23 protein-coding genes and 2 pseudogenes are annotated in these 25,290 nt (G+C 49.8%); 10 read left to right on the top strand and 15 right to left on the bottom strand.

The window, feature by feature from the left end:
- Positions 1-30: 30 nt before the first annotated feature.
- The 4 genes from GS501_RS02220 to GS501_RS02205 all read left to right on the top strand — a co-directional run bounded on the left by GS501_RS02220 (position 31) and on the right by GS501_RS02205 (position 4,445).
- A complete protein-coding gene (locus tag GS501_RS02220; protein ID WP_160830232.1) occupies positions 31-726 on the top strand; it encodes a YggS family pyridoxal phosphate-dependent enzyme in 696 nt (231 codons plus the stop codon).
- Between the two features lie 137 nt (positions 727-863).
- On the top strand, positions 864-2,837 hold the full coding sequence (locus GS501_RS02215; RefSeq protein WP_160830231.1) for a potassium transporter Kup: 1,974 nt from the start codon (positions 864-866) through the stop codon (positions 2,835-2,837).
- Positions 2,838-2,842: 5 nt separating this feature from the next.
- Positions 2,843-4,003, top strand: coding sequence for a radical SAM family heme chaperone HemW (gene hemW, locus GS501_RS02210; RefSeq protein ID WP_160830230.1), 1,161 nt, complete (start codon positions 2,843-2,845; stop codon positions 4,001-4,003).
- A gap of 19 nt (positions 4,004-4,022) precedes the next feature.
- Positions 4,023-4,445, top strand: a complete 423-nt coding sequence (locus tag GS501_RS02205) for a DUF1489 family protein (protein WP_160830229.1) — start codon at positions 4,023-4,025, stop codon at positions 4,443-4,445.
- Positions 4,446-4,517: 72 nt separating this feature from the next.
- On the opposite strand, the gene GS501_RS02200 is transcribed toward GS501_RS02205, so the two are convergent.
- The 10 genes and pseudogenes from GS501_RS02200 to rimP all read right to left on the bottom strand — a co-directional run bounded on the left by GS501_RS02200 (position 4,518) and on the right by rimP (position 15,679).
- The gene (locus tag GS501_RS02200) at positions 4,518-5,945 is read right to left on the bottom strand and encodes a nitronate monooxygenase family protein (RefSeq protein WP_160830228.1); all 1,428 of its coding nucleotides are present in this window, start codon (positions 5,943-5,945) and stop codon (positions 4,518-4,520) included.
- 71 nt (positions 5,946-6,016) lie between these two features.
- Entirely contained in the window at positions 6,017-8,164 is a 2,148-nt protein-coding gene (gene pnp / locus GS501_RS02195; RefSeq protein ID WP_160830227.1) for a polyribonucleotide nucleotidyltransferase, read from the bottom strand.
- A 206-nt stretch (positions 8,165-8,370) separates the two neighbouring features.
- Positions 8,371-8,640, bottom strand: coding sequence for a 30S ribosomal protein S15 (rpsO, locus tag GS501_RS02190; RefSeq protein WP_160830226.1), 270 nt, complete (start codon positions 8,638-8,640; stop codon positions 8,371-8,373).
- Positions 8,624-9,598, bottom strand: a complete 975-nt coding sequence (truB, locus tag GS501_RS02185) for a tRNA pseudouridine(55) synthase TruB (protein ID WP_160830225.1) — start codon at positions 9,596-9,598, stop codon at positions 8,624-8,626. The genes rpsO and truB overlap by 17 nt, the downstream gene beginning before the upstream one ends.
- Positions 9,599-9,606: 8 nt before the next feature.
- Positions 9,607-10,047 (bottom strand): 30S ribosome-binding factor RbfA, encoded by a 441-nt coding sequence (gene rbfA, locus GS501_RS02180; protein ID WP_160830224.1) that lies wholly within the window; start codon positions 10,045-10,047, stop codon positions 9,607-9,609.
- A pseudogene (infB, locus tag GS501_RS02175) lies at positions 10,044-12,095 on the bottom strand (translation initiation factor IF-2); the annotation flags it as partial. The pseudogene infB and the gene rbfA, both read right to left, overlap by 4 nt.
- Before the next feature lie 254 nt (positions 12,096-12,349).
- Positions 12,350-12,836, bottom strand: a pseudogene (locus GS501_RS10105) (translation initiation factor IF-2 associated domain-containing protein); the annotation flags it as partial.
- Positions 12,837-12,851: 15 nt separating this feature from the next.
- Positions 12,852-13,511 (bottom strand): RNA-binding protein, encoded by a 660-nt coding sequence (locus GS501_RS02170; protein ID WP_370517908.1) that lies wholly within the window; start codon positions 13,509-13,511, stop codon positions 12,852-12,854.
- A complete protein-coding gene (gene nusA, locus GS501_RS02165) occupies positions 13,489-15,060 on the bottom strand; it encodes a transcription termination factor NusA (protein ID WP_160830222.1) in 1,572 nt (523 codons plus the stop codon). Before nusA ends, GS501_RS02170 begins: the two co-directional genes overlap by 23 nt.
- Positions 15,061-15,094: 34 nt before the next feature.
- Positions 15,095-15,679 (bottom strand): ribosome maturation factor RimP, encoded by a 585-nt coding sequence (gene rimP / locus GS501_RS02160; protein WP_160830660.1) that lies wholly within the window; start codon positions 15,677-15,679, stop codon positions 15,095-15,097.
- Positions 15,680-15,885: 206 nt separating this feature from the next.
- On the opposite strand from rimP, the gene GS501_RS02155 reads away from it, so the two are divergent.
- From GS501_RS02155 to GS501_RS02145, 3 genes are all read left to right on the top strand, one after another.
- Positions 15,886-16,287 carry a hypothetical protein gene (locus tag GS501_RS02155; protein WP_237442368.1) on the top strand — a complete coding sequence of 134 codons (402 nt, stop codon included), beginning with the start codon at positions 15,886-15,888 and terminating at the stop codon, positions 16,285-16,287.
- A 117-nt stretch (positions 16,288-16,404) separates the two neighbouring features.
- Positions 16,405-17,691 carry an AAA family ATPase gene (locus tag GS501_RS02150; protein ID WP_160830220.1) on the top strand — a complete coding sequence of 429 codons (1,287 nt, stop codon included), beginning with the start codon at positions 16,405-16,407 and terminating at the stop codon, positions 17,689-17,691.
- Positions 17,692-17,700: 9 nt separating this feature from the next.
- Positions 17,701-18,609, top strand: a complete 909-nt coding sequence (locus GS501_RS02145) for a hypothetical protein (protein WP_160830219.1) — start codon at positions 17,701-17,703, stop codon at positions 18,607-18,609.
- Here GS501_RS02145 and GS501_RS02140 read toward each other — a convergent pair.
- Both GS501_RS02140 and GS501_RS02135 read right to left on the bottom strand, forming a co-directional pair.
- Positions 18,603-20,078 (bottom strand): ABC transporter substrate-binding protein/permease, encoded by a 1,476-nt coding sequence (locus GS501_RS02140; protein WP_202405268.1) that lies wholly within the window; start codon positions 20,076-20,078, stop codon positions 18,603-18,605. The genes GS501_RS02145 and GS501_RS02140 overlap by 7 nt on opposite strands.
- Positions 20,079-20,170: 92 nt before the next feature.
- Complete coding sequence (locus GS501_RS02135; protein WP_160830218.1) at positions 20,171-20,914, bottom strand: amino acid ABC transporter ATP-binding protein; 744 nt, start codon at positions 20,912-20,914, stop codon at positions 20,171-20,173.
- Positions 20,915-21,077: 163 nt separating this feature from the next.
- On the opposite strand from GS501_RS02135, the gene ccmA reads away from it, so the two are divergent.
- Positions 21,078-21,680: a heme ABC exporter ATP-binding protein CcmA gene (ccmA, locus tag GS501_RS02130; protein WP_160830217.1), complete on the top strand. Its 603-nt coding sequence runs from the start codon at positions 21,078-21,080 to the stop codon at positions 21,678-21,680.
- Positions 21,674-22,342 (top strand): heme exporter protein CcmB, encoded by a 669-nt coding sequence (ccmB, locus tag GS501_RS02125; protein WP_160830216.1) that lies wholly within the window; start codon positions 21,674-21,676, stop codon positions 22,340-22,342. Before ccmA ends, ccmB begins: the two co-directional genes overlap by 7 nt.
- An 82-nt stretch (positions 22,343-22,424) precedes the next feature.
- On the opposite strand, the gene accC is transcribed toward ccmB, so the two are convergent.
- Genes accC through aroQ form a run of 3 tightly spaced genes read right to left on the bottom strand, consistent with a single transcriptional unit; the run spans position 22,425 to position 24,660 of the window.
- Positions 22,425-23,774: an acetyl-CoA carboxylase biotin carboxylase subunit gene (accC, locus tag GS501_RS02120; protein ID WP_160830215.1), complete on the bottom strand. Its 1,350-nt coding sequence runs from the start codon at positions 23,772-23,774 to the stop codon at positions 22,425-22,427.
- Entirely contained in the window at positions 23,774-24,214 is a 441-nt protein-coding gene (locus GS501_RS02115; RefSeq protein WP_160830214.1) for an acetyl-CoA carboxylase biotin carboxyl carrier protein subunit, read from the bottom strand. The genes accC and GS501_RS02115 overlap by 1 nt, the downstream gene beginning before the upstream one ends.
- Positions 24,211-24,660 (bottom strand): type II 3-dehydroquinate dehydratase, encoded by a 450-nt coding sequence (gene aroQ, locus GS501_RS02110; RefSeq protein WP_160830213.1) that lies wholly within the window; start codon positions 24,658-24,660, stop codon positions 24,211-24,213. The genes GS501_RS02115 and aroQ overlap by 4 nt, the downstream gene beginning before the upstream one ends.
- Positions 24,661-24,756: 96 nt before the next feature.
- Here aroQ and GS501_RS02105 point away from each other — a divergent pair, with 96 nt between their 5' ends.
- Positions 24,757-25,269 (top strand): septal ring lytic transglycosylase RlpA family protein, encoded by a 513-nt coding sequence (locus GS501_RS02105; RefSeq protein WP_160830212.1) that lies wholly within the window; start codon positions 24,757-24,759, stop codon positions 25,267-25,269.
- Positions 25,270-25,290: the final 21 nt, after the last annotated feature.

Genomic DNA, 25,290 nt, shown 5'->3' with positions numbered 1-25,290 from the left:
TCTTGAACGCAATGGCGTTTTCTTGCTGCTATGACTGAGAACACCATTTCCCACGCTCTAAAAGATATCCGACAACGAATCACTCGTGCTGCTCATAAGGCACATCGGGCGGAAACGGATATTTCCCTCGTCGCGGTGAGCAAATTTCACCCGCGCGACTCTGTTGAAGCAGCTCTTCAAGCTGGACAACGTCTCTTTGGAGAAAATCGCGTTCAGGAAGCAGCGAGTAAATTCCCCCCCCTCCGTGAGCTCTGGCCAGATCTCAAGCTCCATCTTATAGGTGGGCTCCAAACCAATAAGGCCGTCGAAGCGTGCCGCCTTGCTGATGTCATTGAAAGCCTTGACCGCCCATCCCTCAGCGAGGCTCTCGACAAAGCCTCTCAAAAAGTAGGACATCTTCCTGAGCTTCTAATCCAAGTGAACACAGGGAACGAACCCCAAAAATTTGGTATCCCACTTCAAGAAGCTGATATATTTATTGAAAATAACCTGAAACGCTTTGGCTCTCATGTGAAAGGACTCATGGCTATCCCTCCCCAACATGAAGATCCTCAATCCCACTTCCGTACATTAACCGCACTTTCACGCCGTCATGGTCTCACAGTACTATCCATGGGAATGTCCGCAGACTTTGAAGAAGCTATTGCTGAAGGGGCAACTCTTGTAAGAGTTGGAAGTGCTATTTTTGGCACTCGCCCTCCTTTCTCCACAGACAAAACCTTGTAAAATTCGGGAAGATGCTTGCATTCTTCTTATGAATGCTGTCATGAAGCCTGAGTTTACATGTCCAAACGCCCCCGCAGAGGGGATTTCTTGCCCGTTATCTTAATAGATCGGGCTCAGTAGCCAACAGGATTTCCCTCATGTCTGAACAGGAAGGCATGTCCCTCAAGAACGCATCCTCCGAAGCCACTTATCCGACCTCTCTTGGTCATGCTACCGGTCTTCCTCCGCAAGAAGAAGCTGACCAGCATAGTAATCGTCCCAAAGGGATTGGTGCCATGTTGGGTGTGCTTGGGGTTGTGTACGGCGATATTGGTACAAGCCCTCTCTACGCACTCCAGTCATCTGTCAAAACGGTTGGCTCGGTAAGCCACCCCGCGCAAGCGTGGGAAGTGATGGGCCTCACCAGTCTGACATTTTGGGCACTCATGCTTATTGTGACCATTAAATATGTCATTCTCATCATGCGCGCTGATCATAACGGTGAAGGTGGCATCATTGCTCTGATGTCTCTTGCCCAACGTGTCTGTAAAACGTCTTTTTTCCGGTGGGTGTTTGGACTTGTCGGAATCGCAGGGGCCTGCCTTTTCTTTGGCGACAGTATCATTACCCCAGCCGTATCCGTCCTTTCGGCTGTAGAAGGGATTGAAATCGCGGCACCTGATGCCAGCCCTTTTATTATTCCTATTGCTCTGGTTGTTCTCTTCGGGCTTTTTGCGGCCCAAGCTCTGGGGACAGGGAAAATTGGCCGTGCCTTCGGACCGGTCATGCTTCTATGGTTTTTTGCCATTGCGATTTTCGGAATCCGTGGGATTTTCTATTATCCTAAGATTCTCTTGGCTCTTTCGCCTTGGCTTGCCTTACATTTTATATTTACACATGGGACCCTTTCCTTCTTGGCCTTAGGGTCTGTTGTCCTTTCTGTGACAGGGGCTGAAGCGCTTTATGCGGATATGGGCCATTTTGGCCGCTCGCCTATCCGTTACGTTTGGCTTTTCTTCGTTTTCCCTGCGCTGACGCTCAATTACTTCGGGCAAGCCGCTCAAATTATTCATGATCCTAATACGCTAGCAAATCCGTTTTTTCACCTTGTCCCGCATTGGGGTCAAATCCCCATGCTCATCCTCGCGACTTTTGCGACCATTATCGCCAGCCAAGCAGGTATTTCTGGTAGCTTCTCCTTATGCCGTCAGCTTGTTCAGCTCGGCTATCTCCCACGTTCGCGCATTATCCATACGAATGCTCACGAAGAAGCGCAGATTTACATGCCTTCATTGAACTGGATTCTCGCCGTTGGCGCCGTGATTCTTGTTCTGGCGTTCCGCTCTTCTTCAGCGCTTGCTTCTGCGTATGGGATCGCCGTTACAGGGACCTTCCTCTGCACATGCGTTTTGGCCATGGTCGTCTTCCGCCGTGTTTTCCAATGGACAACACTTAAAACGGGGATAGTCTTCGGCTTTTTCTTCATTCTGGATGGTATCTTCTTTTCAGCAAACGTCCTTAAAATTCCAGATGGTGGTTGGGTCCCTCTCTCCATTGCCATCGCCAGCACCATCATCATGACGACCTGGCAACGTGGTCGGCAGCTCATTCGTGAGCGGCAGCGCGCAGATGCCGTGCCTGTTGCGTCATTTTTAACACGTCTTACCCAGTCTAAAACAACACGTGTTCCGGGCTTGGCTGTCTTCCTCGCAGCCGATCCGGAAGTTGTGCCAAGCGCCCTTCTCCATAATCTACGGCACAACCGAGTGCTCCATGACAAAATTCTTTTTGTCACGGTTCAAACACTCGACCAGCCTTATGTCGCCCCGGATCAGCGCCTCACCTTTAAGGAGCTCGCTCCTGGAATATGCCGCATCATCGTCCGTTATGGATTCATGGAGATGCCTAACCTTCCATTGGCACTTTCAGCGATCAAAGAGATCGAATTCGACCCGATCCAGGCGTCTTATTTCACCTCTCATGATCTTGTTTTCCGCTCCAAAGTTCCGAAAATGTCGCTTTGGCGTATGTGGGTCTTCCTTTATCTTCTCAATAACGCAACACCAATCACCGAGTTCTTCCGTATCCCACCAGAACGCGTGATGGAATTCGGAGTGAGGGTAGCTATTTAAATACCGTGCCTGAACCACTTGCACTTTATATTCACTGGCCATTTTGCCTTTCAAAATGTCCTTACTGTGATTTTAACTCGCATGTTCGAGAAACCATCCCTCAGGAACGTTTCTCTCAGGCGTTACGCACAGAATTAGCCTACCAGGCGACCCGTCTTAATCAGACGGGCCGCCGTCTCCTAGGATCTATTTTTTTCGGTGGGGGCACACCATCTCTTATGTCCCCCGACACTGTTGCCGCACTTATTAACGATGCTCAGCGTCATTTTTCATGCGTCAATGATCTTGAAATCACCCTCGAGGCAAACCCCACCAGCGTAGAAGCTGATAAGTTCAAAGCCTTCCGACAAGCCGGCGTTAATCGCCTTTCTTTGGGGGTACAAAGCCTTCGCGATGACACGCTTAAATCTTTAGGTCGGCAGCATAATAGTCATCAAGCCATAGAGGCCCTTGAACTTGGGCGTTCTATTTTCCCTCGCCTTTCGTTTGACCTCATCTATGCGCGTCCGCATCAAACAATGCAGGATTGGCAGAACGAATTACGGCAGGCGCTGGATCTCGCTGCAGACCATCTTTCCCTCTACCAACTCACTATTGAACCCGGAACGCAATTCGAAACACTTCATCAAAGAGGCGACCTCATCCTTCCAGAAGATGATCTAGCCGCACAGCTCTATCTAAAAACAAGGGAAGAAGCGGCACGTTATGGTTTAGAAAGTTACGAAATTTCTAATTATGCTCAACCACACGCAGAAAGTCGCCATAACCTAACCTATTGGCATTATGGTGACTATCTCGGGATTGGCCCAGGTGCCCATAGTCGTCTCTCGCTTAACTCAGCGCTGCTTGCCGCCCGTTGCCATAGAGCACCAGAAGCGTGGGCTACGTTGGTCGAGCAGCATGGCCATGGAACACGTGAAGAGCTTCCTCTATCCTCTGATATACGTGGGCAAGAAGCTTTACTCATGGGGCTAAGATTACGCGACGGCATTCAAACCGATGCATTCCACACCCGAACAGGGAAAACCCTTGAAAGCTGCCTCGACTTAGATATCCTGAACGCCTGTATAAAGGAGGATTATCTCCTTTATGATGGCCAATGTCTTAAAGCGACTCTAGAGGGACGATTGCGTCTGGAGGCTCTTCTTTCCCGTTTAGTCTTATAACCAATAAGGACACATGATCATGCTGCACATGATCAAACTGGCCGTCGGATGCACGACACCTGATGCTTTGAGAGATGAGCTAAAAGTCGAACGAATCAACGGACATGGCTATGTACGCACACGCACGATGCCCAAACGTGCTGATGACATCCTCAAAGGCGGATCCATCTACCGTGTCATGAACGGGCTGATCCTCTGCCGCCAACCGATCATCGGATTTGATGAATATACACGCGACGACAACCACAAAGGAACCCTCATCCTCGTTTCTGATGAGGTCATTGACGTTCAGCCTCGCCCTATGAGGGCCTTCCAAGGATGGCGTTATTTTAATCCTGAAGACGCCCCTCCCGATCTATCAGACAACCATTCACAGCAAACGGGCGCGACTCTTCTTCCTCCGGCATTGCGTGCACGGTTAGCGGAACTCGCTCTTATTTAATATTCCCATAAAAAAGGGATGTACCATTGTGATACATCCCCCTTCTAAAAAACAGAACTTACAATAAAAGCCCTATTTCCCTATCATAATTCGATCAACGAGCTCTTTTACCGTAGGAACATAGCCATTTGCATAAAATGGATCTTCCCGGAAGCGCCAAGCGCTCGTTCCACCAAATATCAAATTATGGTCAACAATCCGTTCTCCTTCGGCTTCGTCAACCTCTCCTACATGAGAAATCTCTTGAAGAGTTTTTTGAATACAGAAGGAACGTGGATCCGCAGGCTGACCTGTCGTGTAAGTTGGTCCTTTTTGGCTCCAATTCGAGAAACGACATTGAGACAGACACCCCATACAACTCGCTTGATCTTTTAAGATCTGCCGAGCTTGTTCAGGTGTTACAAAAATGAGCGTCTCATCTGGAGTTCGAAGCGCTTCAGAAAAACCAGCCTGCTCCCACTGAAGCACACGCTGCTGGTCTTCCCCTCTCAAAAAAACCTGACGTCTACGTACTCCAACATGATGCGAAACATTAAATTCATCTTCCTCAGAACGACGATAAGCAACCTGGCGCTCAGACCGCTCACGCAATTCCTGCAAGAATGAATTATTAACGGCCGACGAATAAAACCCAGTTGGAGAGAAACGGTTTAAAAAAACATCTCCCTTCTTCAAGGTCATCAATCGCTTTTTCCACGCCAGCGGAATCGGACTTTCCTGCGTTAAGAGTGGTCGTGTTCCGAATTGAAAAGCAATTAAGCCGATATCTGGATTATCCAACCAGTCCGACCATTCTTCCAAATGCCAAACCCCACCGGCCATGATAATCGGCACATGGTCCAACCCATACCGATTCATAACTTTTCGGAGCTCTACAACACGATGATAAGGCTGCTCAGGTTTCAGAGGATCTTCTGTGTTGGAAAGGCCATTATGCCCGCCTGCTCTCCACGGATCTTCATAAACGACACCGCCTAACAACTCTGCTGTACGCGAGTAAGAGCGCCGCCATAGGGCGTTAAAAGCCCGTGCAGAAGAAACAATCGGGTAGTAATGAACTCCAAAACGAGCCGCAATCTCGGAAAGCCTATAAGGCATACCAGCGCCACATGTCAGCCCCTGAATGAGCCCTGGAGCCCCTTCTAGAATGCCTGTAATGACCTGCTCAGCGGCCCCCATTTCCCACATAAAATTCGCGTGGATGCGCCCACGACCACCGGCTATTTCATGCGCTATACGCGCCTGAGCAATCCCACCGTCAATCGCGTAGCGTATGAGCTCTTCCTGTTTATCACGGCGCGTCCGGCCGTGATAAACTTGCGCTATGAGGTTTCCCTCTTGGTCATAACTATCTGCATTAACAGCAGAAATTGTCCCTATACCGCCTGCTGCAGCCCAATGACCGGCAGAAATCCCCGTAGAGACAGAAACACCCTTACCCCCTTCGATCAGGGGCAACACATCTCGCCCAGAAAAACGGATGGTATTGATCGACTTCATAGAGGTCAGATGTCCCTACAACTCAGTCAAAATAACTCAAAAAGGGCAGAAGAGCCTGCCCTTTCAACTCACTACTCGGCATCACGACGTGCGCGGCCGGGCTTATCTCCTACACTTGTAGAGATATCATCACCCGTCTCCTGGTCAACAACCCGCATGGAAAGTTTCACTTTACCACGGTCATCAAAACCAATGACTTTTACCTTCACAGCGTCACCTTGCTTCACAACATCTGTCGTACGTCCCACACGTCCCGCAGCCAGTTCGGAAATATGCACCAAACCATCACGCGGTCCGAGGAAGTTAACAAATGCACCAAAATCAGCTGTTTTTACGACTTTTCCGTCATAAATACGGCCTAACTCTGGTTCAGCTACAATCGCTTCAATACGACTAATAGCCTTCTGAGCCTGCTCATCATTAGCCGCAGCAATGGTCACAGTCCCGTCTTCGGCAATATCAACCTTTGCCCCAGAAGTTTCAACAATCTCGCGAATAACTTTCCCGCCAGATCCAATGACATCACGAATTTTTTCCTTCGCGACAGTCATTGTTGTGATTTTAGGCGCATGACCTGAAATCTTAGTACGCCCCTCTGTCAGAGCTGCACTCATTTCACCAAGAATATGCAAGCGGCCTTCACGTGCCTGCTCAAGAGCAATCTGCATAATCTCAGGTGTGATGGACGTAATCTTAATATCCATCTGAAGCGCTGTCACACCTTCAGACGTTCCTGCCACTTTGAAATCCATATCCCCGAGATGATCCTCATCTCCTAGAATATCCGTCAAAACAGCGAAGCCACGCTCTTCCTTAATAAGCCCCATCGCAATACCAGCTACAGGCCGCGGAAGAGGAACACCCGCATCCATCAACGCCAGTGACGTGCCACAAACCGTTGCCATGGAAGAAGACCCGTTACTCTCGGTAATCTCCGATACCACGCGCATCGTGTAAGGGAAAATTTCCTTAGATGGCAGAAGAGGATTCAACGCACGCCATGCCAGTTTACCATGCCCGATTTCACGACGCCCTGGCGACCCCATGCGACCGCATTCACCAACGGAATAAGGAGGGAAATTATAATGGAGCATAAAGCGCGAGCGATACTCTCCGGAAAGAGCATCAACAACCTGCTCATCCTGTCCCGTCCCCAGCGTTGCAACCACAAGCGCTTGGGTTTCACCACGCGTAAAGAGCGCAGAGCCATGTGTACGCGGTAGGATACCTACTTCGGCTACAATCGGACGGACTGTTTTTAAATCCCGACCGTCAATACGCGTCCCCGTCTTAAGAACGGCCCCGCGCACAACTTGCGCTTCCAATTCCTTAATAAGCGGCTTCGCTAATTCTGGATCAAAACCCTCTTCTTCCAGAATCTCCGCAATACGCTCTCTTGCTTCAGAAACCTTCTCTACACGAGACTGCTTACGACGTTCTTTGTAAGCTTCTGCCATCAACTTATTGCCGACTTTATCAACACGCTTACGCAGCGCGATCTCTTCCTTCGACGTTTCTGGCAAGTCCCATGGCAGACGGGCAGCATGCTCAGCCAACGAAATGATCGCATCAATCACCGGTTGGAAAGCCGTATGCCCCATCATGACGGCTTCAAGCATCTCTTCTTCTGGCAACTCTTTGGCTTCTGATTCAACCATCAGAACACCCTCAGATGTTCCTGCCACAACGAGATCCAGAGAACTTTCTTCTGTCTCTTTCAATGTTGGGTTGAGAACCAGCTTCCCATTCAATTTACCGATACGTGCTGCAGCCACCGGTCCGAAAAAAGGAATACCTGAAAGAGTCAACGCTGCGGAGCAACCAATCATCGCCACCAAAGCAGGATCATTTTCCATATCATGGCTCAAAACCGTCGCAACGATTTGAACCTCATTACGGAACCCTTCTGGGAAAAGCGGACGAATTGGACGATCAATCAAACGTGCGGTCAGAACCTCTGCCTCAGAAGGACGGCCTTCACGTTTGAAAAAACCACCAGGAATCTTCCCAGCAGCATACGCTTTTTCCTGATAATTAACCGTTAATGGGAAAAAGTCCTGCCCTGGCTTAACCGACTTCGCACCAACAGCCGTGCAAAGCACCACGGTATCCCCATAGGTCACCATCACAGCACCGTCTGCCTGACGCGCTATTTTCCCTGTCTCAAGAATAAGGGGACGGCCCGCCCACTCAATTTCTTTACGATAATAATCGAACATATCGTCTTCCTCCGGAAGAATAATCATTAGTTTTTCAATACACCAGAGACAGGGACAGCATTTCGGACGGCATGGCGATGATGACGAGAATTCGGCATGACACCATGTGGCCTGAAACGCTGAACAATCACTGTTCTGGCGTTCTTTATTAAGAACTCGAGCACTTCGGAAGGAAGTATATCTTCCTTCCGAAGCTTACTACCTCATTAACGACGTAGGCCAAGACGCTCAATCAACGTCTTATAGCGCTCTTCATCCTTACGCTTCACGTAGTCAAGCAGACCACGACGACGGCCCACCAACATCAACAAACCGCGACGCGAATGGAAGTCTTTCGCATGAGCCTTAAGATGCTCAGTCAAATTCACAATCCGCTCGGTTAAAAGGGCTACCTGCACTTCCGCAGACCCTGTGTCACCTTCAGCAAGACGGTATTCAGCAATTAACGCCGCACGACGTTCAGGGGTGATCGACATCTTTCTCTCCAAAAAATAAATGGTTTTCCAACATACGAACCGCTTTGAGCCGTCCTTGTTCAACACGACACAAACCGATCACGTGTTCTCCAAGCATCGCGCGCCATAAAAGACTATCTTCAAGACGCGACAAAGAAGCTTCCATATGCGGGCTTACAGACACTGTTTGCCCATATATCAACGCTTTCCCCTCAGCTTCTGTAACAGCCAGCGCCGGGATGTCGACCAGCGCGGTTGCTACATCCAATAAAGGAACCGGAAGAGCATGTGCCTTGTCTCTAGTTTCTTCTATTTTGTCTAGTACTATCTGTTCAATACGATAGGCATGAGACAAATCAAAAGGACCACACTTGGTGCGCCGCAGCTCACTAATATGACCAACAGTCCCACAAGCAAGAGCAATATCACGCGCCAAAGAGCGCATATAAACCCCTTTACCGGACTGAACATCAAAAACGGCATGATCACGATCTGGGCGCTCGACCAATGTGATGGAATCGATTCGTGCTGGCCGCGGTGGTAATTCTGGCGGGCGCCCTGCCCGAGCCAAATCATATGCTCTCTGCCCGCCGACCCTCAACGCCGAAAAAACGGGAGGAATTTGCATAACATTTCCACAAAGCGATGGAAGAACGCGGCATATGTTTTCATCAGAAGGGCGAATCTCTGAGCGCGCCAGAGCCTCTCCTTCACGGTCATCCGTTGTTCGGCTTTCCCCAAAACAAAGCGTGAAACGATAGCGCTTTGTGGCGTCCATAATATAGGGAATCGTGCTCGTTGCCCGCCCAAAAGCAATGGGCAAAACGCCAGAAGCTAACGGATCAAGCGTTCCGCCGTGCCCTGCCTTCCGTGCATCGAACCCCCAACGTAAGCGATTCACCATGCTCGTCGAGGTTGGGCCGAGGGGCTTATCCAAAATAAGCCACCCATGAATATCCTGCCCCCGCTTACGCGCCATTGGATACGTTAATCCTCTGTCTCAGAGTGACGCCCCAAATCCCGCTGCACCTCAGGCGAACGCAGTAAGTGATTGACCTCTTCAGCATGCTCCAACGACAAATCTGGCTGGAAATGCAAATCTGGGACAGAACGTAAACGTAATTTACGTGAAAGTTGTTTTTTTAAGAAGGACGATACACGCTTTAACGCTGGGAGCACGGCCCCAATATCGTCACGCCCCAGCCTCGTTACGAAAACTGTTGCATGACGAAAATCAGGGGAAATACGCACCTCCGTCACCGTGACGACTACGCCATACAGTTCAGGATCACGAAACTCCGTCCGCGTAAAAACATCTGCCAACACATGCCTTACTTCCTCAGCGACACGTAACTGGCGCGTACTCGGCCCTGTCGAGGATTCCTCAACAGGGCTTACAACATCGAAGTTAGAATGATGACGCGTCAAGCTGGAATCACTTCCATTTCATAGCACTCAACCACATCGCCTTCCCGCAAGTCATTATAACCAGCAAAGGAAAGACCACACTCATAGCCACGAGCCACTTCTTTGACATCATCTTTGAAGCGCTTAAGCTGGCTGAGCTCACCCTCATGGATCACGACATTCTCACGCAGCAAGCGCACGCCACAGCCACGTTTGACGTGTCCTTCGGTTACATAACAACCCGCAACCTTCCCGACGCGGGTAATATTGAAGACCTGACGAATCTCCGCATAGCCCAAGAATTTTTCGCGATGCTTTGGTGCAACCTTGCCCTTGACCAATTTCTCCACATCATCAGCAACCTGATAAATGATGGAGTAATAGCGGATATCCACACCTTCACGTTGTGCAAGGCTACGCGCCTGAGTCGTTGCACGGACATTGAAGGCAATGATGACGGCATTAGAGGCCTTCGCCAACTGCACATCACTCTCTGTGATCTGCCCGACGCTCGCATTAAGAACCCGCACAGCGACTTCTTCATGCGATAGCTTTTCAACCGTCACAGCCAATGCCTCAGAAGAACCCTGCACATCCGCTTTGATCAGCAGCGCAACTTCCTTCTGCTCACCCGCCTGAATACGAGCCAACATCTGATCCAACGTTCCACGGGCAGCCACCTGCACAGCTGTCGCTTTCTCGCGAATCTTTCTCTGACGGAACTCGCTAATTTCACGTGCACGTGTGTCGTTTTCAACAACGACAAACACAGACCCGGCATCTGGCACACCGGTCATACCCAAGATCTCTACAGGAACCGAAGGCCCGGCTTCCTGAATTTGACGACCATGATCATCCAACAAGGCTCGAACGCGGCCCCAATGTGCCCCGGCGACGACAATGTCACCGCCTCTGAGAGTCCCTTTTTGTACCAATACTGTCGCGACAGAACCACGTCCACGATCTAAGCGACTTTCAACAACTGAACCCTCAGCAACACGGTTCGGATTTGCCTTCAGATCCAGCACTTCAGCTTGTAGCAAGATCCCTTCCAGAAGGGCATCAAGACCTTGGCGCTTAAGAGCTGATACCTCAATCTCCTGCGTATCACCGCCCATGCTCTCAACGACAATCTCATGATTGAGCAGATCATTGCGCACACGGTCCGGATTCGCTCCAACCTTATCGATCTTATTAATCGCAACAATAATAGGAACATTAGCCGCTTTAGCGTGCTTAATCGCTTCGATCGTCTGTGGCATCACACCATCATCAGCCGCCACAACCAGCACAACAATGTCTGTAACAGACGCACCACGGGCACGCATCGCTGTAAAGGCTTCATGACCTGGCGTATCAATAAAGGTCACTTTACGACCTGACGGTACTTCTACCTGATAAGCGCCAATATGCTGTGTGATTCCACCAGCCTCGCCATCTGTGATGGATGTTGTGCGCAACGCATCCAAGAGAGAGGTTTTTCCGTGGTCAACATGCCCCATGACGGTCACGACGGGAGAGCGAGGTTTCAGATCTTCTTCACGATCCTCAATGCCCTCAATTCCCAGCTCAACATCGCTCTCAGCAACACGCTTCACACGATGCCCAAATTCACCAACAACCAGCTCGGCTGTATCCGCATCAATGCTCTGAGTCGTTGTGACCATCATCCCCATTTTCATGAGGGCTTTGATTACATCGCCCTGACGCACGGCCATGCGGTTTGCGAGTTCGCCTACCTGGATAGTCTCAGGAACAGTAACATCACGAACCACCCGGACTTGGTCAGCGCGCAAACGCTCTAGCTCTGCCTGACGGCGCTCACGATCACGCTGACGACGTACGGACGCTAACGATCTGGTCTTACCATCATCTCCTTCAATCGCAGCACGCACATCAATGCGCCCAGAACGACGGTCCTGACCACCCCCCTTACGCGGAGAAGAACGGCGTGATTGCTGTGTCGCCCGACGGGACGGCCCACCACCGCCTCCGCCACTATTACCACCGCCGCCACGGCGCCCAGTATCATCATCGCGTGAACGCAAATGAAGTGTCTCGCTCTTACGCGTTGGCGCAGCAGACGAATCGACCTCTAGAGAAGGGTCTGGGGTGTTGGCCCTTGGCTTCTGAGCTACGGGCCGGCTTGGCATAATTGCACGCTCAGCAAGTGGACGCAGGCGCTTTGTTGGCTCTGCCAACTGAACACCGCCCATTGATAGCGGTTTCGACGGCTGAGGCGCTTCAACATGACGCTTTTTCTTCTCAGCTTGAGGCTTTTCTGATTGAGCCTCAGAATCAGCTTTATCCGCCTGATGTGCAGCACCTTCTGCTTGTGCCGCTGAAGCCTCTGCCTCACGAACACGACTCTCTTCTTCGCGCTGAGCTACTGCCTCTTCTTCTTTTCGGCGTGCTTCCTCAGCAGCAGAAAGAATACGAATCTTCTCCGCCTCGCGACGTGCTTCCTCTTCCTCTGCCAAGCGACGCTTTTGAAGCTCAAGAACCTTCTGACGCTTCTCTTGCTCAGAAGCAGTCAATCCGCGCGCCCCAATTGGTCCACGACCACCGCGACCGCCAGCAGCGCCCCCAGTACGTTTAGGCTTACGCACCTCAACCCGGACCTCTTTTGATCGTCCGTGGCTAAAGCTCTGCCTTACAGACCCGGCGTCTACGGTCCGTCCGCCTTCCTTGCGTCCTGAAGGGCGCAAAGACAAACGTCCCCCGCTCTTATTCTGTCCATCCTTAGGAGCCCCCTCTTTCGGAGCCTCAGTTCGGTTCCCGTGTTGGTTGCGCTCGTTGCCGTCGCTCATAGTCCTGCCTGTTCCTTACTGACCCTTGATCGCGGGCCCTGGGAGCGAACCGTTGGCCACCCCCGAAAATCTCTTATATTCTGTCACAAAACGCTGTGCCAGCGCCCCAGGCGCTATCACAGCATAAACCGCACGATCACGCCCAAAAGCTGAAGCTAAAACTCGGTCAGGCACCCGAACAACCGGGATATCCCGGTGCCCAGACATCAACCGAGCGAGTTCATCCTGACTAGCGTCTGTCGCACAAATCACAACCCCAACTTTACCAGTCGTAATACGTTCCCGGCATTTCTGAAATCCACAAACTGCTTCACCAGCACGCCGTCCCAGACTGATACCATCCTGAAGACGCTTTGCCAGCCCCTCTTGCACAAGGTCAAGCAACCCTTCAGGAAATTTGACCTGTTGACGCGCACCCCGAGCAAAAGCCTTCCCTAACTGGGGGCTACTCAGCACGTCTCTATCTGCACAAAGCCACATACCACGCCCTGGAAGTCTGGCCGTCAAATCAGGAATAACCCGCCTATCGGGACTCACGACAAAGCGCAGCATATTCTCCGGAGCATCGTGGCGACGGCTCAGAAGACACCGTCTTAAAGAAAGAGTCTTCCTTTGGCCACCACCTGAAGGTCCATCATCAATATCAGAAACGTTAGACGTGATCCGATTCTCCACTTCCTGCGGCTTCTTTATATGAAGCTTCTGCGCCAGACTCGCCTGGCTCATCACCTTCGAACCAATGTGCACGGGCTGCCATAATGATTTCGTTGGCTTCTTCTTCATTTAAGCGCTCTTTACCCAAGAGCTCAACCAACTCATCACCCGACAAATCTGCAAGGTCATCAAGAGTCTTGATCCCCTTCTCACCCAACTCTACCAGAATTTTAGGCGAGAAAGCTTCCATGGCGACAATCTCATCAGAGACGCCAAGCTCCTTACGGCGCTCATCTAATGCGCGTTCACGTCCTTCAAGGTAGGAATTCGCACGAGACATTAACTCTTCAGCAACTGTCTCATCGAAACCATCAATATCATGAAGGTCATCGGGGTCAGCATAGGCCAAATCTTCGATGCTGTGATAGCCTTCTGTCACCAGAAGACCTGCAATCACATCATCAACATCAAGCAGATCCACGAATTGCGAGGTCCGCTTACGGAATTCTTCCTGACGTCTCTCAGATTCTTCAGCTTCCGTCAGGATATCAATATCCCACCGCGTTAACTGGCTAGCTAACCGCACATTCTGCCCGCGACGTCCGATCGCCAATGAAAGTTGTTCATCTGGCACAACAACTTCGACACGACCAGCATCCTCATCCATGACCACTTTCGTCACTTCTGCTGGAGCTAATGCGTTCACAACAAAGGTAGGGGCCTGAGCGCTCCAAGGGATGATATCAATCTTCTCTCCCTGAAGCTCAGCAACAACAGCCTGAACACGTGACCCTCTCATCCCGACACACGCCCCAACGGGGTCAATGGAGGAATCGTGAGAAATCACGGCCATTTTAGCCCGTGACCCCGGATCACGCGCAACTGCCTTAATCTCTATGATGCCATCATAAATTTCTGGCACTTCCTGAACGAACAGCTTGGCAAGAAAGCCAGGGTGCGAACGGGAGAGGAATATCTGTGGACCACGCGTTTCATCACGCACGTCGTAGATATACGCCCGGATTCTATCAGAATTCCGGAAAGATTCGCGAGGGATCAGCTCATCACGACGCAGCAACCCTTCAGCCGAACCGATCTCGACCATCAGGTTACCATATTCAGTCTGCTTGACCGTCCCATTAACGATTTCACCTACGCGGTCTTTGAAATCATTATATTGACGTTTCCGCTCATATTCGCGCACACGCTGCACAATCACTTGTTTTGCTGTCTGTGCGGCAATCCGTCCAAAATCAATCGGAGGGAGTGGATCGACTAAATATTCACCAGCTTGGATTTCTGGCTGAAATTTACGCGCAATATGAAGAGGAATCTGCGTATCCTCATTCTCAACCGTTTCAACAACTTCAGTCCACCGACTTAAGCGGACCTCCCCTGTTTTACGGTCAATCGTCGCGCGAATATCCTTTTCATGACCGTATTTTGCACGACCTGCCTTCTGGATGGCCTGTTCCATCGCTTCCAGAACTTGCTCGCGGTCGATATTTTTTTCCCGACAGACCGCATCAGCAACAAGCAGCAATTCGGGACGGATAACAGACGTGTCCATTAGATCGGACCTCCAACCAGCATAAGACGAGTCATCAGTTCTTCTTCCCCGGCTTTTTAGGGTTCAGCTTAGGAATGCGGCCTTTTTTGCCATTTTTTTCATCCTCAGAATCCTGAACAATACCAGAAAGAGCCGCACTTGCCTCGATCAACTCATCGGTCAAAACAAGACGGGCCTTACGCATTTCTAACAGAGGAAGTTCTACTTCCTCCCCATTATCAAGGCGCAAAATCCCATTGCGATCCCGTATCCCCAGAACAATCCCTGCAAAGCGCTTACGCCCTTCTAAAGGAATGTCCATCTCGATACGGGCTAGATGCCCAGAAAAGCGTTCCCAATCTTTCGGACGTGTCAACGGGCGATCAATCCCTGCTGACGAAACCTCAAGCATCCATGCTCCCGGAATAGGATCATCAACATCCAACACCGCTCCCACAGCATGACTGATTTGCTCACAATCCTCCACGGTAATGAGTGATCCGTTAGAGCGATCAGCCATCACTTGAACAGTCGGCGTTTCACGCCCCAAAACAGATAACCGCACGAGATCAAATCCCAAATCCTCCAAAGTCGGAGTAATCCGTTCAGCAATACGTGCCTCTAACCCACTTAAACGCATAATGGCGTTTGGCGGTAACTTATCGTCTGAGGAAGGAGAATTCTGATCCAAAACAAAAAAGGCGGCCCGCTAGGGCCACCCCCCAAAAAAGAGCGGAAGTGGAAGGAAACACCCCTTTGATACGCTAAAGCCTCTACTCGATGCAAGACTTTCCTGTAACTCAGGAAATTACAATCCATCTGTTCACTTCATCATATCCACTATGCTTGTTTTTTCGCACTCTATCGTCTGTAGAATATAAAGATACCCCTACCCCTGTTACGACGAGTAACCCGGCCATCGCTGGTGACATCAACCTTCCAATGCTGGCTCCCGACAAAATCCCTTACGCCATCGCGCGCAGTTATTTTTCACCTCAGCAACAATCACTCCTTTTGGCTGCTGTAAAAGAACGCCGTATTTCATTAGCTGTGATCTCCGTCGCTGATGCGAACCTACAATCTGGACGCATTTTGGACATCACCTGTGGCGGTATCACCCAACATGTTGTGCTTTCCCCCATATGCAAAACATCCTTCTTCCTATTGACAAAGCAGGCTTTCTCCAACTTCGCTGGGCCAATAATACGACAACAAATACGCTCAATATTGCAACCATTGACGCCCTAATGGGGAATATTGTGTTACCCCCTTTATCATCTCTTTATCCCACGATAACGTTATCCATCATCGTACAATAATGCCGCCTTGTACCGCTATGCTCTTAATGACGGACCGTTGCCCTTCATGCTAAAGACCCTCATCCCTTGGCTAAATCGCATTATGCCGCTGATGATGGCGTTTTTTGTACTCCTCGCCGTCGTACAATTATGCATCACGCTTGGCATCTCCTGGCATGGTCTCATAGAAGGCTTACATTCCGTCGTAGACTGGTGCCGCCCAGCTTACCTCCCTATTGGGCTGATCAGTCTCTTCTTTGTCATCATCGGCCTCTTATACGAAATTTCTGCTGAGCGTTTGGCACAACGTGGCCTCCGCCACAGGAAAGGGATCATTATGGATGTTCTTAGTCGTTTGACGAATCGTGGTGCGTTAGAAGAGCTCATTGCTCGGGAACAGCGTGAAACAACTCTTGATGCCGAAGAGCTCGCCGCATCATTACGCGCACGCGTGATCGGGCAAGATAGAGTGTGCGAAGATATCGCCCAACAATTACGTCGACGACTTGCCCTTCAGGTTCGTGGAAAACCTGTAGGTATTTTTCTCCTAGCTGGCCCTCCTGGCACAGGGAAAACATATCTTGCCAAACAAATTGCACGCCAGATGGAAAGACCTCTTCTCCATTTCGATATGACACAAATGTCGAGTCCTCATGCGGCAACACAACTTTTTGGTTCTCCCAAAGGTTATGTCGGGTCTGATACCTTTGGGCGCCTCACAGGAGGCCTGAAAGAACAACCGGATTCTGTTGTGCTTCTTGATGAAATTGAAAAAGCACATCCAGATGTTTTCAAAAAATTTCTTACAGCCTGGAATGATGGCCATATCACAGAAGCGTCAACAAATGAGCAAGTCTCCACCACGCGTGCCATTTTCATGCTCACGTCGAATATCGCCACAGAGGCGCTAAGTGACATTGCCGATCGCTTTTCTGATGAACCCGAACGTATGCGGTCAGAATCCGTTGATGCATTACTACGCGCTGGCTTCGCGCCTGAATTACTCAATCGCCTAGACCGCATTTTCGTATTCCGAACCTTACGTGGGCTTGATCTGGCACGCGTTGCCGCATTGGAAATCGAGAACATGATTGAGGGGTACGGCCTTCATGTAGAGCCTGGAGGCATTGATCCCTCTCTTTTATTCCGGCTTATGCAAAAGCAGCAAAAACTTGGGAATATGGCCAGTGCGCGCGATTTATTGCGATCCATTGAAGATATGATTAGCGATAGCTTGATTCTTGCACGACAACAAAACAAGCAACAGATCAAGCTTGTGGTGCATGACGATTACGTTGCCGCAGAGGCAAGCGGTGACACCTATACAACCCGCCTCAGCAAATCCAGCCTGTAAGGAGTTTCCGTGAGCGCGTTTGGAAAGCTTTGGAAACGTGCCCCTCTATGGCGCACGTGCCTTGTCATCGGCATTGGCGGAATTGGCATGGCCTGTTTTTTCCCGACGCCATCCATCAAACATTATGCTCCCTGGTTACCCGGGAGCCCTCAAAAATTTTCTGACACTCCACCACCCAACACATCACCATCAGACGGCGCGCCGACCCCTTTCACACATGTAGAATTACCTGATCTCAACGCCACCATACAAAATCACATTTCTCTAGCGGGCCACACACTCCCTCTTCCTAAGGGAGAATGGCATCCCGTGCTGAAGGCTCAAGCAATGTCGGATATTCCTTACTCTCTCATCGCCTTAATGCGCACTGATCACGGTGCTGTAACAGGCTTTATCATAGCACAAGCAGTACAGCAGCCCTTGCCACAAATATCACCCGATGAGATGCTTACACCATGCCATGATGACCGCAACTATCTCACCAAACTACAAATAACCCCCAGTAATGTTGATTGCATATTTCTCGGAAATGTAATTCTGCCACAAAGCAATATGCCCGCAATATCCTTCGCTGAAGCTGCATTAAAACACACTCAAACGTCAGGTTTTCCCCTTCCGCCCTTTATGATCAATGCGGACTGGATACATGCTAACCTCATAGCTCCGAACCAATGGACTGCTGTCGAAGAAGAGACATTCATCGCTCCTCTTGATCCCGATACACATCAACTTCTTGCACCACTGGGCAGCTGGAGCAAAGAAACACTTTCTCGCCATCCCGCAGCCCAAAACTTTATCTCAGCGAGCCGTCAATGGCTTCCATTATGGCAAAAAGCCTTGCAGCAAACTTACGACAATACCCTTCCTTCAGGATCATTATCTTCAGCCGCGCTCAAAGATCCTGCGGCCCCTCAGTGATGGCCTTGCCCTATGGCGCGTCCGAGACGTTTCTCTGCCATACGCGCTAACCTTACAAAAGGCAGCCCAATCAAAAGATAAGCTGATCCCACCATCAAACCCGTTCCAACATAATCATAATAGGTTGATGACAGCCGGATATATGTCTGGCTCAGTTCGGTCAACGTAATGACAGACACCAAGGAACTATCTTTTATCAACGCGATAAAGTCATTTGTCATGACGGGAACAACCGTCCGAAATGCTTGTGGGACAATAACCAAACGCAGTGCCTGAAAATGCGTCATATTCAACGCAATGGCCGCTTCCATCTGCCCACGCGGCACCGACAATAAACCCGCTCGGTAATTCTCCGCCTCATAGGCCGCATAATTAAGGCCTAACGCCATCACCCCTGCGATAAAGGGCGAAAGACGAATCCCAAAAACAGGTAATCCATAAAAAATAAACAATACCTGAATAAGAAGAGGGGTTCCTCTTACAATCTCAACATAAGCGCCAAAAATCCAACGCAATGGGGCGCTTCCATAGTGACGTCCCAAGGCAAGAATCAGCCCTATCGCTACCGCCAACACCATAGCCAGGGCTGAAACTGCCAATGTCATCACAGCCCCTTCTGCAATCAAAGGAACAAAAGCGAGATACCGATGCCATAAGGCGGACGCACCACTGCCTGACATACGCGCCATTGTGCTGCGATACTCATCCCATGCCGTCGGTTTACTCTTGAGAGTTACATAATCTCCAGTATAAACCGCCATTTGCGGCGTCCACAGATTCCAGCGCGCCAAAATACGATGCAACGTGCCATCATGTATGATGTTCTCGAGGGCTGTGTTCACAGCATCGCGTAACGCCGGATTATCCTTGGGAAAAGCAATACCATAAGTGATACGGCCAATGGGGTCTCCCACTAACTCCATATCGTCAGAGCGATAATATTGAGCAATGGGTTCATCAATAAGAACCGCGTCGACACGCCCATTACGTAGATCTGTGAAAAGATCTGTCTCCTCTTCGTACGAGCGAATCCCTTCAATGCCATGTTGCAATAATAAATGTTCAGCGGCTGTATTTTTAATCGTTCCCACAGAATGATGATGAAGAGCCGCCAACGTATTCAACGTCTCATGCCCCTTCATGACCAATATTCGATTAGACGTCACATAGTAAGGACGACTAAATAATACAGCTTCCGCATGTTCTGGTGTTATCTCAATCCCATCAATGACCATCGCGTAAAGACCACGCGATAGGCCCGGAATAAGCCCATCCCAACCATTCTGAACAAAACGTCCATGCCGGTGCAACAAGGCACTAATGGCCCCCATCAAGTCATATTCGAAGCCTGTGATGCGACCTTCATGTGCAGGGTCATGAAAAACATACGGAACATTTGCTTCCCCGTCGGAAGCCCAGGGAAGATCCTGCTCATTTTGTGCCCCTGGAACAGAATAGGATTCCGCCATGGCATTGGGTACTAATACGCACAGGCATCCCACTAACAGAACAAAAAGACACACTCTCTTTTTGACTGAACCCCAAAGCGTATATTTCTGCATCACAGTAATGTCCGTAGAAAACGGCGTGTTCGTGCTTCACGCGGATGAACAAACATGACGTCGGGATCGCCACTTTCCACGATCTGCCCTTCTTCTAGATAAAGGACCCTATCGGAAGCCGCCCGAGCAAAACGCATATCATGCGTCACGACAATTTGTGTCATTCCTTCTTCGTCTAATGCGCGCATGACAGAAAGAACTTCTTCGGATAATTCCGGATCAAGAGCCGATGTTGGCTCATCATACAGCATAACAGAAGGCTTCATCGCCAACGCCCGGGCAATCGCAGCACGCTGCTTTTGCCCACCAGAGAGGCGATCAGGATAACGATTTTTAACGGTAGCCAAACCCACTTTTTCGAGCAATTCGCTCGCTATAGCACGTGCTTTCTCGTACTCCATCTTCTTTACCTGAAGGGGAGCCATCATCACATTGTCCAAAACATTACGGTGAGGAAACAAATTGAAGGATTGAAACACCATTCCAACATGGGCGCGTAAACGGTGCGCCTGAGCCTCATCTTTGCGGTGCCAATGCTTATTACTTTCCAATGTAACACCTTCAATGCACACACGCCCCGCATCAGGATGCTCTAAAAAATTTAGGCACCGCAAAAAAGTCGATTTCCCACAGCCTGAAGGGCCAATGAGAGAAATCAATTCACCGCGCTCAACATCCAGTGAAATCCCACGTAAGACCTCATGGTCACCAAAGGACTTAGCGATATCCGTCGCCTGCAGCACCAAATCAGTCAGTTCGGAACATCCTTCTTGCTGTCGGATAGTAATATGTGCCCATCTTGCACGCTTGACGCGTTCCTCATACCGAAATCTTTTGCGTAAGCAAATTCTCCATTTCGGTTCTCTCTTGCTTTAACCGCTTACTCAGCGCTTATACATGGCCCTTATGACTGCTAACCCTGCTCTTATTCTCAACAATATTGATGTCATTAGAGGGGAAAAGTTAGTTCTTAATGATATCTCTCTACAACTCTTCCCAGGCGATGCCCTCTATATCACCGGAGTTAACGGTGCAGGGAAAACATCATTACTTCGAACAATCGCAGGTTTTTGCCCAATAACTTCCGGGTCTATGTATCATTCTGGAGCTATTGCATGGCTTGGTCCACAAAATGCCCTCAAGCCACAACTCACTGTACAGGATAACCTCACTCTTACAAGAAAAGCCTGTCCTACAGATCTTACTTATATTTTAGACTACTTAAATCTTTCTAAACTCGTACATATGCCTGTAAATCGTCTTTCATCTGGTCAGAAACGACGCACAGCACTCGCCCGTGTCTACCTCTCTCAAGCACCGCTATGGCTCTTAGATGAACCGGCTACAAGTCTGGATGCTGCGAGCATCACCCAACTAGAACAACTTATTGCCAACCACCGGCAGCAAGGCGGCATGGTTGCGCTAACAAGTCACACGCCACTCCATGTCCCCAATAACATTCACCTCCCCCTCACCATTAACACCTCTCATGAAGAAACATTATGGTAGCTCTTTTCATTACGCTTATTCGACGAGAACTTCGCCTCGCTTTCTACTTTGGGTCTGATACTCTGGGAGGGCTGTTTTTTTTCATCTTATGTTCTTCGCTCTTCCCTCTAGCCCTTGGCCCTTCTCCCTCTCTTTTGCATATGATGGGGCCAGGCATTATTTGGGTTTGTGCTTTACTTGCGAGCCTACTGCCTCTGGAAAGACTTTTTGCTGCCGATTATGACGACGGCTCTTTGGATCTTCTTATGTTAAGCGGCCTTCCTCCTGCAGGAATCGCGCTCGCTAAAATCGTATCTCACTGGCTGACAAGTAGTCTGCCTATTCTACTAACAAGCGTTCCTCTAGGAATCATGTTTAGTATGCAGACAAAGGAATTACTCATCCTTTTAGGAAGCCTTACTCTCGGCAGCCTCACCTTTTCGCTCATTGGAGGAACAATCGCTGCCAGCATATTGGGCGCACGCCGTAACACCCTCATCCTGCCGCTACTTGTCCTCCCCCTTAACACGCCCGTTCTTATTTTTGGCGCTCTAAGCTCCTATGCGATGCAAATAGGCGCGTCTATAACGACTAACTTATCCCTCTTAGGGGCCTGTCTTTGCCTCGCTTTACCTTTTTGCCCACTGGCTGCAGGCGCTGGACTTCGTGAAGCTTGCCGCTAACCGACTATTGCAGGCTCCCAAAGCAAAGATAATATCGGCCCCATAAAAAACCGCCCTTGAAAGAGCGGTTTTTTTTCGACCCTTACTTGCCACCTTGACGGGCTACAAAATTTTCTAACCAGTGAATAGTATACTCACCTGCCCTAAATTCAGGATCGTCTAAAATTTTCTCATGCAACGGAATAACCGTTTTCACACCTTCCACGACACATTCATGCAAAGCACGCTTCATACGTGCAATCGCTTCATCCCTCGTTGGAGCATGAACAATCAGCTTCGCGACCATGCTGTCATAATAAGGGGGAATCTTATATCCAGCAAAAAGCGCACTGTCCATGCGCACACCCAGCCCACCCGGGGCATGAAACATTTTTACTTCCCCTGGATTCGGGGCGAATGTCTGCGGATCTTCAGCATTGATGCGGCACTCAATGGCATGCCCCTGCACCTTAATATCGCTTTGGCGATAACTGAGCTTCTCTCCTGCCGCAACACGAATTTGCTCGCGAACCAAATCAACACTACACACCATCTCTGTGACTGGATGCTCAACCTGAAGACGGGTATTCATCTCAATGAAGCAAAATTGTCCATCTTGATACAAAAACTCTAACGTCCCAGCATTACGATAGCCCATCTTCGCCAGTGCTTCGACGACCGTATGCCCTATCTGGTTTCTTTGCTCTTCTGTGATGACAGGAGAACCAGCCTCTTCAAGTAACTTCTGATGACGGCGTTGTAACGAACAGTCACGTTCTCCAAAATGCACGACATTACCGTGCATATCACCCATAATTTGCAGCTCAATATGCCGGGGACGGTTGAGGTATTTCTCTAAATAAACCTCATCATTTCCAAAAGCCGCCCGTGCCTCTGTCCGCGCAACACTCCACGCTTCAGCAAGCTCGCTCTCGTCCTGAGCAACCTTCATCCCACGACCACCGCCGCCAGCGGCAGCTTTAATCAGAATAGGATACCCAACGCGCGCCGCAACTTCCCGAGCTTCCTCAATGTTGGCCAGCGCCCCATCAGACCCAGCAACCAATGGAACACCAAGGGCGTCCATCGTGGTCTTTGCCGTAATCTTATCGCCCATCATGCGGATATGCTCTGCGGTTGGTCCAATGAAGACCATCCCGTGCGCTTCGACAAGCTCGGCAAAATCAGCATTTTCTGATAGAAAACCATAGCCAGGATGAATAGCTTCAGCCCCTGTAATGGTCGCCGCTGATAAAATTGCCGCAATATTTAAATACGAATCACGAGAGCTTGCAGGGCCAATACAAACGGCTTCATCCGCCAGCCTTACATGCATCGCATCCGAATCTGCCGTCGAATGTACAGCAACCGTGCGAATCCCCATTTCGCGACATGCACGAAGGATTCGCAAAGCAATTTCGCCACGATTGGCGATAAGAATTTTGGAAAACATCACTCAATAATCGCCAGTGGTGCACCATATTCGACTGGTTCACCAGTCGTCACACAATATCTGATTAACTTACCAGCACGAGGGGCTTTAATCTGATTAAAGGTTTTCATGGCCTCAATCAACATAATGGTTTGCCCTTCCGCCACATGGGAACCTTCCTGAACAAAAGGCGGCGATGAGGGGTCTGGCGTCAAGAATGCAACACCAACCATCGGGCTTGGCACCACACCAGGATGAGACGCCATATCTACAGGAGCGGCAGATTCCTTAGGCTGCTGCGCAGGAGCTTGCGCTACGGCTGGGGCTGCTTGCACACTCACTTCGCGTGCAACACGCAGACGGCTATCCCCTTCTGCTACTTCAATTTCGGTCAGGCCTGTTTCCGTCAGGATATCGGCCAACGCCCGAATAGCCTCCTTATCCACGAGCATACGGCTCATCCTTCATCCTCAATTATATCTGCCATCGCCTGGAGAGCATGTGCATACCCCCGTACCCCTAGCCCACAGATAACTCCACGAGCCACTTGAGAGACGTAACTATGGTGACGAAACGCTTCCCGGCGATGAATATTCGAAATATGCACTTCAATCACCGGCAACTCAACGGCATGAAGCGCATCAAGCAAAGCAATTGATGTATGTCCATACGCTGCAGGATTAATCACTATTCCATTCGCGCGACTACGACACTCCTGCACCCATGATACCAACTCCCCCTCACCATTTGTCTGCCGGAAATCAATAGCTACATCCAAGCGCTCAGCCGCCTGAAGACAAACCTGCTCCACATCGTCTAATGTTGCATGTCCGTAGATATCAGGCTGCCGTAAACCCAGCAAATTTAGGTTAGGTCCATTCAGGACTACTATAAGAGGTCGCTTCATCTGGCGGGCTGATAGCATTTTCTTATCTTTTAGAAAAGATCATCATAGTGCTAGCATACAATGTATATTCATCAAAAATCATACGAGGAGCTCAATATGGCCCATCATAGCCATCCCTATCGTAAACACAAAAGATACTTCACTTGCCTACTGAAACGTTATTCGGCCCGTCTCTATGTTGCATGCTCCATTCCCTTACTATTTTCTCAAGCACATGCTGTACCCTTAGCCCATTCTTCTGAGGGGGTTTTTAAAAAAGACCCCAATCACTCTGTGCAAACAGGGCTCGCAAGCTGGTACGGCGGAACAAAATTTCAATTTAAACGCACAGCCCAGGGAAGTACTTTTGATCACAACACCCTTACGGCTGCACATCCTACCCTACCCTTCGGCACGAAAGTCATTGTCCACTCTCTCAAAACTCACCGAAGTATTCTCGTCACCATTATGGATCGCGGTCCTTTTACAGGTCACCGCATTATTGATCTCTCGCGAATGGCTGCCATACAGTTGGGAATCATGAAACGAGGCGTTTCGCCTGTTTCTATAACAGTCGTTACACCCGTTAAGGCAACGCAAGCCGACTTCTCTACGCTCGCTTCAGAATAGACATTATCTAAAAGAATGCCA

Origin of the sequence: Saccharibacter sp. 17.LH.SD, from assembly GCF_009834805.1 — a bacterium.
Taxonomy (GTDB): Bacteria; Pseudomonadota; Alphaproteobacteria; order Acetobacterales; family Acetobacteraceae; genus Saccharibacter.
This window is presented reverse-complemented; position numbering and strand designations above follow the sequence as displayed.